This window comes from Mesorhizobium sp. ESP6-5, assembly GCF_020164695.1.
In the GTDB taxonomy this organism is placed as follows: Bacteria; Pseudomonadota; Alphaproteobacteria; order Rhizobiales; family Rhizobiaceae; genus Mesorhizobium; species Mesorhizobium australicum.
This window is the reverse complement of record NZ_JAIUGR010000016.1, coordinates 64,001-79,431: the sequence shown is the minus strand read 5'-3', so window position 1 is coordinate 79,431 and position 15,431 is coordinate 64,001. Positions and strand designations below refer to the sequence as shown.

14 protein-coding genes are annotated in these 15,431 nt (G+C 62.9%); 4 read left to right on the top strand and 10 right to left on the bottom strand.

The features are described from left to right. Window positions 1-87 precede the first annotated feature (87 nt). Window positions 88-825 carry a histidine phosphatase family protein gene (locus LB524_RS24265; RefSeq protein WP_318012236.1) on the bottom strand — a complete coding sequence of 246 codons (738 nt, stop codon included), beginning with the start codon at window positions 823-825 and terminating at the stop codon, window positions 88-90. Window positions 826-829: 4 nt separating this feature from the next. Between LB524_RS24265 and LB524_RS24260 the strand changes: the two genes are divergently transcribed. Both LB524_RS24260 and mazG read left to right on the top strand, forming a co-directional pair. Further along, window positions 830-2,014 (top strand): aromatic amino acid transaminase, encoded by a 1,185-nt coding sequence (locus tag LB524_RS24260; protein WP_224530923.1) that lies wholly within the window; start codon window positions 830-832, stop codon window positions 2,012-2,014. Between the two features lie 89 nt (window positions 2,015-2,103). Beyond that, on the top strand, window positions 2,104-2,928 hold the full coding sequence (gene mazG, locus LB524_RS24255; RefSeq protein WP_015317916.1) for a nucleoside triphosphate pyrophosphohydrolase: 825 nt from the start codon (window positions 2,104-2,106) through the stop codon (window positions 2,926-2,928). A 62-nt stretch (window positions 2,929-2,990) separates the two neighbouring features. Here the strand turns inward: mazG and hflX are convergent, their stop codons facing one another. From hflX to dusB, 8 genes are all read right to left on the bottom strand, one after another. After that, entirely contained in the window at window positions 2,991-4,382 is a 1,392-nt protein-coding gene (hflX, locus tag LB524_RS24250; protein ID WP_224530787.1) for a GTPase HflX, read from the bottom strand. Then, complete coding sequence (hfq, locus tag LB524_RS24245) at window positions 4,383-4,628, bottom strand: RNA chaperone Hfq (protein ID WP_006202172.1); 246 nt, start codon at window positions 4,626-4,628, stop codon at window positions 4,383-4,385. Between the two features lie 144 nt (window positions 4,629-4,772). Next, entirely contained in the window at window positions 4,773-5,636 is an 864-nt protein-coding gene (locus LB524_RS24240; protein WP_140619610.1) for a D-amino-acid transaminase, read from the bottom strand. 86 nt (window positions 5,637-5,722) lie between these two features. Then, complete coding sequence (locus tag LB524_RS24235) at window positions 5,723-7,084, bottom strand: sigma-54-dependent transcriptional regulator (protein WP_140792888.1); 1,362 nt, start codon at window positions 7,082-7,084, stop codon at window positions 5,723-5,725. Continuing rightward, the gene (locus LB524_RS24230; protein ID WP_411909937.1) at window positions 7,074-9,404 is read right to left on the bottom strand and encodes an ATP-binding protein; all 2,331 of its coding nucleotides are present in this window, start codon (window positions 9,402-9,404) and stop codon (window positions 7,074-7,076) included. Before LB524_RS24230 ends, LB524_RS24235 begins: the two co-directional genes overlap by 11 nt. 84 nt (window positions 9,405-9,488) lie before the next feature. Further along, window positions 9,489-10,949: a nitrogen regulation protein NR(I) gene (gene ntrC / locus LB524_RS24225; RefSeq protein WP_023783973.1), complete on the bottom strand. Its 1,461-nt coding sequence runs from the start codon at window positions 10,947-10,949 to the stop codon at window positions 9,489-9,491. Continuing rightward, the gene (locus LB524_RS24220; RefSeq protein WP_224530781.1) at window positions 10,946-12,088 is read right to left on the bottom strand and encodes a two-component system sensor histidine kinase NtrB; all 1,143 of its coding nucleotides are present in this window, start codon (window positions 12,086-12,088) and stop codon (window positions 10,946-10,948) included. The genes ntrC and LB524_RS24220 overlap by 4 nt, the downstream gene beginning before the upstream one ends. Beyond that, window positions 12,085-13,113 carry a tRNA dihydrouridine synthase DusB gene (dusB, locus tag LB524_RS24215; protein ID WP_224530778.1) on the bottom strand — a complete coding sequence of 343 codons (1,029 nt, stop codon included), beginning with the start codon at window positions 13,111-13,113 and terminating at the stop codon, window positions 12,085-12,087. The genes LB524_RS24220 and dusB overlap by 4 nt, the downstream gene beginning before the upstream one ends. 140 nt (window positions 13,114-13,253) lie before the next feature. Between dusB and LB524_RS24210 the strand changes: the two genes are divergently transcribed. Further along, window positions 13,254-14,483 (top strand): bifunctional 2-C-methyl-D-erythritol 4-phosphate cytidylyltransferase/2-C-methyl-D-erythritol 2,4-cyclodiphosphate synthase, encoded by a 1,230-nt coding sequence (locus LB524_RS24210; RefSeq protein WP_140824397.1) that lies wholly within the window; start codon window positions 13,254-13,256, stop codon window positions 14,481-14,483. Continuing rightward, the gene (locus LB524_RS24205) at window positions 14,480-14,989 is read left to right on the top strand and encodes a CinA family protein (RefSeq protein ID WP_140824396.1); all 510 of its coding nucleotides are present in this window, start codon (window positions 14,480-14,482) and stop codon (window positions 14,987-14,989) included. The genes LB524_RS24210 and LB524_RS24205 overlap by 4 nt, the downstream gene beginning before the upstream one ends. Here LB524_RS24205 and LB524_RS24200 read toward each other — a convergent pair. Next, on the bottom strand, window positions 14,965-15,423 hold the full coding sequence (locus LB524_RS24200) for a type II toxin-antitoxin system RatA family toxin (RefSeq protein ID WP_023773674.1): 459 nt from the start codon (window positions 15,421-15,423) through the stop codon (window positions 14,965-14,967). The two genes, LB524_RS24205 and LB524_RS24200, sit on opposite strands and share 25 nt — an antisense overlap. Between the last annotated feature and the right edge of the window lie 8 nt (window positions 15,424-15,431).

The following is a 15,431-nucleotide window of genomic DNA, read 5'->3' as shown; positions in this document are numbered from 1 at the left end:
CCTGTTTACGGAGCATGTGGGGATTTTAATCCCGGCCGTGCCGTTTTTTCTTCGCGCGAAATATCGGTTGCAGGTATCTCGTCTCGCCTAGGTTCCGTGAACGCCCTTAGGTCCAAGTGGTTTTGCCGGTTTGGGAACCGTGACACCGCAGGCGCGCAACACCCACCGGCGGCCGTCGCTGCGAAAATCGGTGATGCTCAGTGGCTCGACGTCGATCTTTGAGCTGGCGGCAAGCGGCGCCCCGAGAACATGCAGGATCGCGGCGCGGATGACGCTGGCATGGGTCACGGCGATGGTATGGCCACGTTCGGCGATCAATCGATCCATCAATCCAGCGGTCCGTCGGGCAACATCGGCCAGCGACTCACCACCATGCCGGACCGCATTCGGATCCGTAAGCCATGCGGCGATTTCTTCAGGCTGTCGCGCCTGCACCTCTTCAAAGCTCTTGCCTGCCCATCGTCCGTTATTCTGGTCGGCCAGCATCGGATCGACAGTCGCGTTCAGCGACAGCGCCTCGGCGGTCTGACAGGCGCGAAGCGCCGGCGCTGTCCACACACGGTCGGCGCGACGCAGCGTCCCGCGCACCGCCTTTGCCAATGTCAGCGATCGTGGCTCCAGCGGTTCATCCGAGGGAAACCGCCCTTTCCGGGTCGCCGCCGTGGCACCGGCGCAGATCATGGTCAGACGGACGAGCATGGCATGCCTTCTCTGAAGTGGTTGAAAAGCAGCACCGGCAGGTGCCGCCTTTCGCGCCGGCGCGATCAAAACCGCTGGTGAAACGTGGCCAATTTGCGTATCACTCCGCCGCGCCAACGGAACCATAATGATGTTCGAAGACCTGCAGCCAGCTCCCGCCGACAAGATTCTTGCGCTGATCGGCCTCTATCGCGCCGATCCACGCCCTGGCAAGGTCGATCTCGGTGTCGGCGTCTACAAGGATCGCGACGGCAAGACGCCGGTTATGCGGGCCGTGCGCGAGGCCGAGAAGCGGCTGCTGCAGGGCCAGGATACCAAGACCTATCTCGGCCTTGCCGGCGATACCGGGTTCAACACTGTGATGGCCAAACTCGCCTTCGGTCCGGGCGCGGACCTGTCGCGCATCCGGGCGGCACAGGCGCCTGGTGGCTCCGGCGCGCTGCGGTTGGTGGCAGAACTGCTCAAGCGGACGCGTTCGGATGCCACGGTCTGGGTCTCCGACCCGACCTGGCCGAACCATATGCCAGTGATGCGTTCCGCCGGCCTGCAGATTCGCGAATATCCCTATTTCGATGCGGCCTCGGGAGCGGTTCGTTTCGACGACATGCTGGCGGCGCTGCGGTCGGCCAACAGCGGCGACGTGGTGCTGCTGCATGGCTGCTGCCACAATCCGACCGGCGCCAATCTGGATGCGGCCCAGTGGGAGGCCATCGCCGATCTCGTCGTCGAGCGCGGCCTGCTGCCATTTGTCGACATCGCCTATCAAGGCTTTGGCGACGGCCTGGAGGCCGATGCCCTCGGCTTGCGGCTGCTGGCCGCGAAAGTTCCGGAAATGGTTATCGCGTCGAGCTGCTCGAAGAATTTCGCGGTGTACCGCGACCGTGTCGGCGCGGCGATGATCCTGGCCAGGGACGGCGCGCAGGCCGACGTCGCGATGAGCCAGATGCTGTCGGCGGCGCGCGCCATGTATTCGATGCCACCCGACCATGGTGCCGCGGCAGTGCGCATCGTCCTGGAAGACGCCGCGCTGCGTGCCGACTGGGAAGCAGAACTGGAAGAGATGCGTCTTCGTATGCTGAGGCTTAGGGTCGCATTCGCCGAGGCGCTGCGCCGGCAATCCAATTCCGACCGCTTCGACTTCGTTGCCAGCCATCGTGGCATGTTCTCGCGGCTCGGCCTCACGGAAGCGCAGGTCGAAAGGCTGCGCGCCGAGCACGCCGTCTACATGGTCGGCGACAGCCGCATCAACGTCGCCGGCCTGCCCGAGGACGGCATGGATGACCTCGCCAAGGCGGTCGTTTCCGTGCTGGACTGACGAGGCGGGTACGGTGCGCCTGTGGACAAGGTCCCCTCGCCGGCTGACAGCGTTGGCCGAGTGGCGGTTCGCGCGATAGCATCCGCACCATGACGCCATCGAAAGACATTTCACGCCTGATCGAGATCATGGCGGCGTTGCGCGCGCCGAAGACCGGCTGCCCGTGGGACATCGAGCAGGACTTCTCCACCATCGCGCCCTACACGATCGAGGAGGCCTACGAGGTGGCGGATGCCATCGCGCGCGGCGATCTCGACGATTTGCGCGACGAACTCGGTGACCTCCTGCTGCAGGTCGTCTACCATGCCCAGATGGCGCAGGAAGCCGGCGAATTCGCCTTCCCTGACGTTGTCCAGGCCATCACCACCAAGATGATCCGCCGCCATCCGCACGTGTTTGGCGACGAGAAGGCCCGCAGCGCCGGCATGGCCAAGGGCATGTGGGAGAAGATCAAGGCGCAGGAGAAGGCCGAGAAGCGACAAGCCCGGCTCGCGCGCGGTCTTGACCCGGAGGACAACGGCAAGGGGTTCCTGGACAGCGTTCCGGTCGCCCTGCCCGCCTTGACGCGAGCGTTGAAGCTTCAGGAAAAAGCCGCCCGCGTCGGCTTCGACTGGAGCGAGGCTGCTCCCATCCTGGACAAGATCGAGGAAGAGATCGGGGAGTTGCGCGAGGCTTTGGCCAGGGGTGAGACGGCCTCGATCAAGGACGAGTTCGGCGACATGTTGTTTGCCGTCGTCAATCTCGGCCGTCACCTGAAGCTCGATTCGGAGGCGGCGCTCAGCGGCACCAACGAGAAATTCCGCTCACGCTTCCACTATGTCGAGCAGGCCCTGGAAAAATCAGGCGGCTCGCTGGAGGAAGCTAGCCTGGAGGAGATGGAAGCGCTCTGGCAGGAAGCAAAGACTGCAAGGTAAGCCTCTATGGCCCCGGCAATTCCGGACGGAAAGCGCGATACTTATCCTGGAATTTCTGCGCGTTAGCCGTTGTTTTTGCGACGCAATCGGCTTTCAATCTCTTCACGGGCGCTTTGCGTGGCCTTCAGCGAAACGGTGGCGCTGCCATCGTCATTGTCGGTTCGCGAAACGACATCGCCATTGCGATAAAGCCAGTCGACCAGGCCGAATTGTGCCGGCTGGATGGTCACCGTCAGGTCTTGCAGTTCGCCGGCCATCCGCGTTTCGATAACCGCTTTCAGCGCATCGATGCCTTCGCCTGACACCGCCGATACGGCAATCGGCGGCTCCTTGGAACCGTCGGTGCTATCGGCGAGCAGCCGCTGCCTGTTGCCTTCGTCCAGCAGGTCGATCTTGTTCCAGACTTCGATCACGCGCCTGGTGTCGCTGGCGTCGACGCCGAGATCGGCGAGGATGCGCTCGACATCCTCGGCCTGCGCCACCGTGTCGGGGTCGGAAATGTCGCGCAGGTGGATGACGAGATCGGCCTCGACCACCTCTTCCAAGGTCGCCCGGAACGCCGCGATCAGATGCGTCGGCAGGTCCGAAATGAAGCCCACCGTGTCGGAAAGAATGATCGGCGTGCCATGCGGCAGCCGCACGCGGCGCAGTGTCGGATCCAGCGTGGCGAACAGCATGTCCTGCGCCAGCACCCCTGCTCCGGTCAGCTTGTTGAACAGCGTCGACTTGCCGGCGTTGGTGTAGCCGACGATCGCCACCGCTGGAAACGGCACCTTCTTGCGCTTGGCGCGGTGCAGGTCGCGGGTGCGGCGCACGGTTTCCAGCTCGTGCTTCAGCTTTATGATCTTTTCCTGCAGCTGCCGCCGATCGGATTCGATCTGCGTTTCACCGGGGCCGCCGAGGAAGCCGGCACCGCCACGCTGACGCTCCAGGTGGGTCCAGCTGCGCACCAGGCGGCCCTTCTGGTAGTTGAGATGGGCAAGCTCGACCTGCAGCGTGCCTTCCTTGGTGCGCGCGCGCTCGCCGAAGATCTCCAGGATCAGCCCGGTGCGATCCAGCACCTTGGCGTTGAATTGCTTCTCGAGATTGCGCTGTTGCACCGGCGTCAGCGGATGGTCGACGATGACCACTTTCGCGTGCCCTTCCCTGACGATCCCGGCGAACTCCTCGACCTTGCCGCTGCCCAGCAACGTCGCCGGGCGCGGGTCGTTGACGGTCACGACCGCCGTATGGATCAGATTAAGGTCGATGGCGCGGGCAAGGCCGACTGCTTCGTCGTGGCGCGCCTCGGCCGAGCGCGTCAGCCGCGGACGGTTCGTGTCATCGTCGTTACGCGGTTGGCGCGTAAGCACAGGCACAATGACAACAGCCCGGGTCGGACCCTTGGCTTCCGTCCCGGGATGATGCGCTGGTTTTCCGCGAACCGTGCCGTCCGCGTCCTTCTCACGTGCCAATCAGGCGCCCTGGCTTTCCTCGCCATCGAACATCTGAACCGGCTGGCTCGGCATGATCGTGGAAATGGCGTGCTTGTAGACGAGTTGGGAGTGACCGTCGCGGCGCAGCAGGACGCAGAAATTATCGAAAGAAGTGACCACGCCGGTCAGCTTCACGCCGTTGATAAGAAAGATGGTGAGCGGGTTCTTGCTCTTGCGAACTGAATTCAGGAACAGGTCCTGAAGGTTTTGCGATCGTTCCGCCATTGTTTTTGTCTTTCGCCGATCCCCTTCGGTTTGCAGCCAATGCGCCAAATTAGCGGGCACATGTCAAGCGCGCAAACACCCTCTTGCCGTCAGTAACGACAAGCAGAACGAGATATATTGATGTTCATTCCACCTGTGCGGTTATCAGGCTGGACTTTTTTCCGCAATGTCAAAAAAGGCATGCCGCAACGAAAGTGTTATTGAGCCGGGGTGGCCATTGGCTATGGGATCGCCGTCAATGGCCACGATCGGCATGGCAATAGTCGTCGCGGAACTGATGAATGCTTCGCGGGCCGCTTTGGCCTCGGCGACGGAAAATTCCCGTTCCTCGATCTTCAGGCCGAGCCTTGCCGCGACTTCGAACATGGTGGTGCGCGTGATGCCGCGCAGAATGCCATGTTCGGCCGGCCGGGTGACCAGAACGCCATCCTTGGTAACGATCCAGGCATTCGACGACCCGCCTTCCTTGACGTTGCCGTCGGCATCCACGAACCACGCCTCCTGTGCGCCCGCTTCCTTGGCCTTCTGCTTGGCCAATACATTGGGCAGCAGCCCGACGGTCTTGATGTCGACACGGTCCCACCGGTTCTCCGGCACGGTGATGACGGCGATACCGGTCTCGGCTCGCTTGGCACCCGCGGCAGGATCGGCCTTCCTGGCTGTCACCACCAGCGCGGGCTTGACGTTCGCCGATGGGAAGACAAATTCCCGGCTGGCGACACCGCGCGTCACCTGAACATAGACCAGGCCGTTGACGACATGATTGCGGTTGACCACTTCGCGCAGGATCAGCGGCAACACATTGCGTGTCACCGGCCAGGCGATCGACAGTTCGGTCAGCGAGCGGTTCAGCCGGGCAAGGTGGCGCGGCATGTCGACGATGAAGCCGCGCGCCACCTCGCAGACCTCGTAGACGCCGTCGGCGAACTGGTAGCCGCGATCCTCGATATGCACGGCGGCATCGGCATGAGTGATGTAGCGCCCGTTCACATAGGCAATGCGCGGCATGGTCACCTCGGGAGATTTGGTTCGGCCTGTTTAGGCGATTCCGCCGTGCAGGTAACGGACAATCGCGTGGGCCACCGAGGATTGGGTCAGACGCCCAGCGACTTCAGCTTGCGGTGCAAGGCGGAACGCTCCATGCCGATGAACTCGGCTGTCTTCGAAATGTTGCCGCCGAACCGGTTGATCTGGGCGATCAGATAGTCCTTTTCGAACTGTTCGCGTGCCTCGCGCAGCGGCAGCGCCATTATATGCTGGTCCGACTGGTTGGGCGTGCGCGGCATGACATCGCCGATTTCGGACGGCAGCAGATCCGCGGTGATCGGCGCGTCCACGTCCTCGCCGCGCGCCAGGATCATCAGTCGCTCGACGTTGTTGCGCAACTGGCGCACGTTGCCCGGCCAGTTGTGCGCCTGCAGCACGGCCAGCGCGTCGTCGCCGATACGGCGTGGCTTGATGCCAGCCTGGCGGGCGATCTGCTTCATGAAGTTGTCGACGAGATAGGGAATGTCCTCGCGCCGCTCGGCCAGTCCCGGCACCATGACCGGAACCACGGCGAGCCGGTGATAGAGATCCTCGCGGAAACGCCCGTCGGCGATCATCGCCTCAAGGTTCTGCGAGGTCGAGGAAATGATGCGGACGTCGACCTTGACCCGCTTAGTACCGCCCACCCGCTCGAATTGCTGTTCGACCAGCACGCGCAAAATCTTGTTCTGCGTCTCGCGCGGCATGTCGGCCACTTCGTCGATGTAGAGAATGCCGCGATGGGCCTCCTCCAGCGCCCCCACCTTACGTTCGACCCCGTTCGATTCGGTGCCGAACAGTTCGATCTCCATGCGTTCAGGCGTGATATTGGCGGCACTCAGCGTCACGAACGGCCCGCCCTTGCGCGCCGACAGCGTATGAATGGCGCGGGCGGCCAGTTCCTTGCCCGATCCGGAAGGGCCAACGATCATCACCCGGCTGTTGGTCGGCGCGACACGCTCGATGGTCTGGCGCAACTGGCTCATCGCCGAGGACATGCCGATCAAATCGAAAGTCTCGCCGCTGCGCAGCTTGAGGTCGGAAACTTCGCGGCGCAGTTTCGAGGTCTCGAGTGCGCGTTCGGCAATGAGGATCAGCCTGTCGGCCTTGAACGGTTTTTCGATGAAATCATAGGCGCCGCGACGGATGGCGGAAACCGCCGTTTCGATGTTGCCGTGGCCTGAAATCATCACCACGGGCAGGTTCGGGTGCATGGTCTTGATCTCGTCGAGCAACGCCAAGCCGTCCAGACGCGAGCCCTGCAGCCAGATATCCAGGAAGATCAGCCTCGGCGCTCGGTCGGCGATAGCCGCCAGTGCGCTGTCGGCATCGAATGCCGTACGGGTTTCGTGACCCTCGTCACTCAGGATCCCCGCGACGAGTTCGCGGATGTCTTCCTCGTCATCGACGATGAGAATATCAGACGCCATTATCGACCTTTTCAGTTTCTCTTTCGTGGTCCGCCTTGGTTTCGCCGCGCGGCAGCGCGCTGGTCGCAGGTGGCAGGATGATGCTGATCATCGCGCCGCGCCCGCCGTGGAAATCCGCAGGCGCGTCATGGAGTTCCAGCCTGCCGCCATGGTCCTCCACGATCTTCTTGACGATAGCGAGACCAAGCCCGGTGCCCTTTTCACGCGTGGTCATATAGGGCTCCAGCAACCGTTGGCGATTCTCGCGCGGCAGGCCTTTGCCATTGTCGATGACATCGATGCGAATCGCGCCATTCTGACGGCCGGCTTGAATCCGGATTATGCCGTGCGAACCGTCCTTATGTTCCAGTCCGTCGATCGCCTCGGCGGCATTCTTGATCACATTGCCGAAAGCCTGGGCCATCAGCCGGCTGTCGAACGTGCCCTTGAGCGGCTCGTTCCCGAATATCCGCTCGAAGGTGATGTCGGCGCGGCTGACTTCGACCAGGAAGGAAGCCTCGCGCAGCGATTCGCGCAGGTCGATGGCCTTCATCTCGGGCTTTGGCATGCGCGCGAAAGCCGAGAACTCGTCGACCATGCGGCCGATATCCTCCACCTGCCGGATAATGGTGTCGGTGCACTGGTCGAAAACCTCGCGGTCTTCGGTGATGACCTTGCCGTAGCGGCGCTTGATGCGTTCGGCGGAAAGCTGGATCGGCGTCAGCGGATTCTTGATCTCGTGGGCGATGCGCCGCGCCACGTCGGCCCAAGCGGATGAGCGCTGGGCCTGAACCAGATCGGTGATGTCGTCGACGGTCACGACATAGGATTTTTCCTCCGAGCCGTCGTCGCCTGCCTCGATGGTGACCTGCACATTGAACGTCCGCTCGGCGCCGGCGCGATAGAAGGTCACCTGTTCGCGGTAGACCGGCTTGCCGGATTTACGGCCGATCTCGAAGACGCGGCCGACATGCGGCAGGATCGCGGAAAGATTCTGCCCAAGTGCCGCGCTGGCGGAAACGGCCAGCATCGATTCGGCAGAACGATTGACGATGGTGATGATGCCGTAAGGGTCGACGCCGATGACGCCGGCGGTGACACCGGCAAGCACGGCTTCGGAAAAACGCCGCCTCTCATCGATCAGGTCCTTCGCCGACAGGATCTCGTTGCGTTGTGATTTGAGCTCCAGCAGCATCTTGTTGAACGTGTCGCCGAGCGAGGCGACATCGCCATCGGATGGCCGCACCGGCACCGCGACGTCGAGATTGCCGGTCGCGACTTCGTCGGCAGCGCCGATCAGCTGACGGATCGGCCGCACGAGCCGGTCGGCAACAGCTATGCCGGTCCAGATTGCCGACAGGATGATGATCAGGGTCAGCGACAGATAGGGCAGCGCAAACGCCACTTGCGAGGTACGCCTGTTATCCTCGAGATTGCGATACTCGTCGGTGTTGGACCTGACGATCTGCCGCGCCTTGATCACCTCGGGGTCGACCAGACGGATGGTGTAGAGATAGAGGCCATCGATCTCGCGCAGCTTGACGATGGCGCCCATGATGTTGCGCGTGCGCGGCTCGATCAGCACCGGCTTGCCGTCGGTGGCGGTGGCCACCGCTCCTTCCGGGGGTTCCGGCATGGCGAAATCGGCATCGGTCTTGGCGCTCATGACGAAGGAGCCATCGGGCTTGATCAGGGCGGCATGCGCCAGCGAGCGGCCCACGGCTTCCTTGTTCATGAGATCGAGAAAGCCGGTGCGATCGAGGCCGTAGAGCGTTCGCGACGCATCGAGATCGTAGGCCATCGACAGCGTCGTGCCCTGGAGGTTGCGCGCGTTCTCCTGCACATAGGCGTCGGCGATCGACAGGGACGAATTGACGATTGTCTTGGTGCGAATTTCGAACCAGCGATCAAGGCCGATATCGAGCGTGATCGAGGCGATGATCGCCACCATGATGGCGGGAATGGCGGCGACGAGAGCGAACATGGCAACGATGCGCACATGCAGCCGAGAAGCCGCTTTGCCATGCCGGCGCGCCATGACGATGCGATGCACCTCGCGTCCAACCAGCGCGATGAGGAAGAGCACGAAGGCGGCATTGAGAGCAATCAGCGCCCAGGTCGTTTTGGCGTCAGGCGCAATCGGTGTCGCACCGACCAGGATGGCGAACGAAATAGCCGCCATGACCAAGGCACCGACGACCGCCACCACGCCGGGGAGTGCCAGCAGCCGGCGCCCGTCGCGCGCGCCAGGTTCGCTGAAGAGCGGTGTGTTGAGTACAGGTGTCTGCGGAGCCATGTCGCCGTCTAGAGCCAGTGATTGCGTCCGATCTATGCAACGCATTGTGGCGATTATGCAACAAGTGTGACAACTACAGGACTCTTTCCCCGGTCGGTCCCCTGAAAAGATCCTGTATGCAGCGCGGGCTCAGGTCTGGCGGGAGGACTTGTAAACGTTGACGCCTAATTCGCGAATCTTCTTGCGCAGGGTGTTGCGATTGAGTCCCAGGAGCTCCGCGGCCTTGATCTGGTTGCCGCGGGTTGCCGTCATCGAAGCCAGCACCAACGGATATTCGACTTCGGACAGGATACGCTCGTACAGACCGGCAGGCGGCAATTCGCCCGCAAAGGAGGCGAAATAGCGCTGCAGGAAGTGCTCCACCGCCTGCCCGATGGAAAGATCGTCGGGAATGAGGTTGCCGCCACCCGGTACCACGGGGCGTTCGCCTGTCTTGAGCTCCGTCTCGATGATCTCGGCGGAAATCTCGTCCTGCGAATAAAGCGCGGCGAGCCTGCGGACCAGGTTTTCCAGCTCGCGCACATTGCCTGGCCAGGGATAGCGCTTCATCAGTTCGATGCCGCCGGAAGAGATGCGCTTGGTCTGCAGCCCCTCCATTTCGCCGAGCTTGAAGAAATGGCGCACCAGATCGGGCACATCCTCGGAGCGTTCGCGCAAGGCCGGCAACCTGAGCGGCACGACATTGAGACGGTAGAAAAGATCCTCGCGGAAGAGGCCCTGGTTGATCAGCGTACGCAGGTCCTTGTTGGTGGCGGCGACAATGCGCACATCGGTCTTGATCGGCGTGCGGCCGCCGACAGTCGTGTACTCGCCCTGCTGCAGGACGCGCAGCAAGCGCGTCTGCGCCTCCATCGGCATGTCGCCGATCTCGTCAAGGAACAGCGTGCCGCCCTCCGCCTGCTCGAAACGGCCAGTCGAGCGGCTCTGCGCGCCGGTGAAGGCGCCCTTCTCGTGACCGAACAGTTCCGATTCAATAAGGTCGCGCGGGATAGCCGCCATGTTGATGGCAACGAACGGACCGCCACGACGGCGCCCATATTCATGCAGCGCTCGTGCCACCAGTTCCTTGCCGGTGCCCGATTCGCCCGAAATCATCACCGTCAGGTCGGTCTGCATCATGCGCGCCAGCATGCGGTAGATGTCCTGCATGGCCGCCGAACGGCCGACCAGCGGCATCGTTTCGGGCGGCTCTTCTTGCCTGGCATCGATCTTCGGCCGCCGGGGCTCGGACAGAGCGCGGTTGACGATGTTGAGGAGTTCGGTCAGATCGAAAGGCTTCGGCAGATATTCATAGGCGCCCGTTTCGGAAGCGCGGATCGCCGTCATGAAGGTATTCTGGGCGCTCATGACGATGACAGGCAGTTCCGGCCGCGCCTTCTTGATGCGCGGCAGCATGTCGAAAGCGTTCTCGTCCGGCATCACGACGTCGGTGATGACGAGATCACCCTCGCCGGCCGCGACCCAGCGCCACAGGGTCGACGCGTTGGAGGTGACGCGCACCTCGTGACCGACACGCGACAGGGCCTGATTGAGAACGGTGCGGATCGCAGCATCGTCGTCGGCGACCAGAATATTGCCGCGAACGGTCATTTGCGGTCTCCTTCACCGTCTTGATCAGCGCCAAGCGCCGTTTCCTTCCAGGCCGGCATCAGGACCCGGAATGTTGTCGCGCGCGGCGTCGAATCGCATTCGATGATGCCGCCATGTTCACCGACGATCTTGGCGACCAGCGCCAGCCCGAGCCCCGAGCCGTTCGGCTTGGTGGTGATGAAGGGATCGAACAGGATCGGCAGGATATCCTCCGACACGCCGGAACCATTGTCGCGCACGCAGAACTCCAGCGGCAGCGACACGCGGTCCTGCGTCCCCGGAACCGAAACGCGAATACCAGGCCGGAAGGCGGTGGACAGCACGATCTCGCCCTGGGGGTCGCTGCCGATTGCCTCGGCGGCGTTCTTGATCAGGTTGAGGAACACCTGGATCAGCTGGTCGCGATTGGCAAATACCGGAGGCAATGACGGATCATAATCCTCCAAAATCTTGATTTTCCTAGCGAAGCCGTTCTTTGCGATCGCTTTCACATGATCGAGCACCACATGGATGTTAACGGGATAGCGATCGATCGGGCGCTCGTCGGAAAACACCTCCATGCGGTCGACCAGCGACACGATACGGTCCGTCTCATCGGTGATCAGCCGCGTCAGCGCGCGATCCTCATCGGAAGCGGACAGCTCGAGCAGCTGAGCCGCCCCCCTGATACCGGAGAGCGGGTTCTTGATCTCATGCGCCAGCATCGCCGCCAGACCGGTCACCGAGCGCGCCGCGCCGCGATGCGTCATCTGCCGGTCGATCTTGTCGGCCATCGACCGCTCCTGGAACATGACCACGACGGAGCCCGGAAACTCCGGTACCGGCGCGACATAGAGATCGACGACCTTTTCGATGCCGAGGCGCGGCGACGAAACGTCGACCCGATATTCGTTGACGGGCGCGCGGCGCTCGCGCACCTGGTCGACCAGTGTCAGCAGCGGACTGCCGAAGGGTATGAGCTTGGACAGGGTGTTGCGCGCCAGCATGGTCGCGCTGGAGCGAAAGAAGTCCTCGGCATCGGCATTGGCGAAGGTGACGAAGCCTTCCTCGCTGATCATGATCACCGGGCGGCGGATCGTGTTTAGCACGATCTGGGCAGCATCCGCCATTTCAACGCCTTGGCCAGGGGTTGCGGTCATGCGGCGCTCCGCAGGTTCAAGGTTTGCGGATCGCGCGAAAACACGTCACGCAGCAAGGCAATGACGCGGGCCGGTTCGGACGCGGTCAATATCGCTTTCCTACTCTCGCCAGCGACACCCCCGGCATGTCGGTCGAGATACCAGCCCAGATGCTTGCGCGCCTGGCGCAGGCCGCTCTCGAAGCCGTAAAGCGCCAGCATGTCCTCGTAGTGGGCGACGACATAATCGGTAAGCTCTTGCGCGGTCTCGGGAATGCCGGGCGAAAATGTCCCGCCGGCAGCCGCAGCGATGCCGCCGGCGACCCACGGCGCGCCATAATGGGCGCGACCGACCATCAACGCGTCGGCGCCGGACTGTTCGAGAACGGCAGCTGCCTCGCTTGGGGAGCAGACATCGCCATTGGCGACGACCGGAATGGAAACAGCCTCCTTGACGCGAGCGATGGCGCGCCAGTCCGCCTTGCCCTGGTAGAACTGGCAGCGTGTGCGGCCATGGACCGTGACCATCCTGACGCCCGCCTGCTCGGCCCGGCGCGCCAGGACAGGAGCGTTGAGCGCGCCTTCGTCCCAACCCAGCCGCATCTTGACCGTCACCGGCACCTTGACCGCGCCTACCACGGCCTCGATCAGCGAGAGCGCGTGATCGAGATCCAGCATCAATGCCGAACCGGCATAGCCACCGGTAACCTTCTTGGCCGGGCAGCCCATGTTGATGTCGATGATGTCGGCGCCCTCGCCGGCGGCGATCCGCGCGCCTTCGGCCATATGCATGGCCTCGCGCCCGGCAAGCTGCACCATATGGACGGGCAGTCCGGAATGGCGTATCCGCAGGCCACAACCCGCCCTGCCCTTGGCGAGTTCGCCGCTGGCCACCATTTCGGACACGACCAGGCCTGCGCCATGCCCATGGGCGCGCTGCCTGAACGCCTCGTCCGTGATCCCCGACATTGGCGCGAGGAAGACGCGGTTGCGTATTCTGACGTCGCCGACGTCGAGAGACTGGGCCAATCCGGTCAAGTTAACCATGCACAAAAACCAAGCACGTCCATTCGTTGCACATTCTCTAGCCAGATCGAGAGAAATGTGCAACGCGGAATGACGCCACATTAAGGCGCAATTGGGAAAATGCTGGCCTTCGGCCTTGGCCGCGACTAGGACCGGACTGCATGACTGGCGCAACCGAAAATCAGGCTCCGGATCCGGGTGGCAAAGTCGCGGTGGTTATCGTCGCGGCCGGCCGCGGCGCGCGCGCCGGACAAACCGATGGTCCGAAGCAATATCAACGAATTGGCGGACGCGCCGTTATCGCTCGTGTGATAGACATTTTTCTGGCGCACCCACTCATCGGCCGGATTGTCGTGGCGATCCATGCAGAGGACCGCGAGCTTTTTCAGCAAGCGGTCGGAACCGATGCGGATCGGGTAACGGCAATTGCCGGAGGCGCGACCAGGCAGGATTCGGTTCGGCTCGGGCTGCAGGCGCTGAGAAGCTACGCGCCGGACAAGGTCCTCATCCACGACGCCGCGCGCCCCTTTGTCGACATGGATCTGATCGACCGCACCATCGCGGCCATCGGCGAACGTGAAGGCGCTCTTCCCGCCCTGCCGGTCGCCGATACGCTGAAACGCGAATCGGCGACCGGCATGGTCGGCGAAACGGTGCCACGGAGCGGGCTGCACGCGGCGCAAACACCGCAAGGCTTTCCCTTCCTCGCGATCATGACGATGCATGAGCAAGCCTATAACAGCGGCAAATCCGACTTTACCGACGACGCGTCGATCGCCGAATGGATGCAAATGCCGGTAAAGCTCGTTCCGGGATCGCCCGACAATGTCAAACTCACATGGGCACGGGACATCGCCATGGCGCACCAGCGACTTTCCAGCGAGCGGACACACTTTCCCGATATCCGCACCGGCAATGGCTACGATGTCCACGCCTTCGAGCCCGGCGACCATGTTACGCTTTGTGGCGTCGCCATCCCGCATGACAGGAAACTTTCGGGTCATTCCGACGCGGATGTCGGCCTGCACGCCCTGACCGACGCGCTGCTGGCGACCTGCGGGGCCGGCGACATCGGCACGCACTTTCCTCCATCCGATCCGCAGTGGAAAGGCGCTGCATCGCGGATATTCGTCGAACATGCCGCAAGACTGGTGCGCGAGCGCGGCGGACGCATCGCCAATGCCGATATCACGCTGATCTGCGAGGCGCCGCGCGTCGGCCCGCACCGCGAGGTGATGACATCAGTCCTTTCCCTAATGCTGGGGATTTCCGCCGACCGCATCTCGGTCAAGGCGACAACCAACGAGAAGCTCGGCTTTGTCGGTCGCGAGGAAGGTATCGCGGCGATCGCCACCGCCAGCGTGGTGTTTCCAGGCGAGGTTCCGGAATGACCAACAGCGAACTGGCAATCGCCCTGTTTGAGGCGTGCCGGCAGCGCGGCATCATGCTGGCGACCGCGGAAAGCTGTACCGGCGGGATGATCATCGCCGCGCTGACCGACATTGCCGGTTCTTCCGCCGTGGTCGATCGCGGCTTCATCACCTATTCCAATGAAGCCAAGATGGACATGCTCGGCGTTCGCGCCGCCACGCTCGAGGTGCATGGTGCGGTCTCGGGCGAGACAGCCATCGAGATGGCCGCCGGAGCGCTCGCCCGTTCGCGTGCCGGGCTGGCGCTGGCCGTCACCGGCATTGCCGGTCCGGGTGGCGGTTCCAGGGAAAAGCCGGTCGGGCTGGTCTGGTTTGGCGTCGCGGTGGACGGCCGACCCGTGACGGCTGAACACAAGCTGTTTGCCGACAATGGCCGTGACTTCATCCGCCGGGAAACCGTCCATCATGCACTTGAGATAGGCTTGCAGGCGCTTGGCGAGAGTCAGGCCGCCGGTTTCTTGCCGTAGATGATGTCGGCGCGCTTTTCGAAAGCCTCGGCGAACATGCGGAAGGCACGATCGAACATCGTGCCCATCAGCGCACCCAGGATGCGGCTCTTGAATTCATAGTCGATGAAGAAGCGCACGGCACAACCGGCACCATCCGGCTCGAACCGCCAGACATTGCTCAGATATTTGAACGGGCCGTCAATATACTTCACGTCGATGGCATGTTCGTCGGGCTTGAGCAGCACCTGCGTCGTGAAAGTCTCCCGGATCGCCTTATAGCCGATGCTCATGTCGGCCACGAGGATGGTGCGGCCGTCACGCTCCTTGCGCGAGCGGACCGTCAACGCTTCGCAAAGCGGCAGGAATTGCGGGTAAGTTTCGATGTCGGCGACCAGCGCGAACATCTGCTCAGGCGTGTGGGCGACGCGGCGGGTGGCTTCGAATTTCGGCATGAAACCGG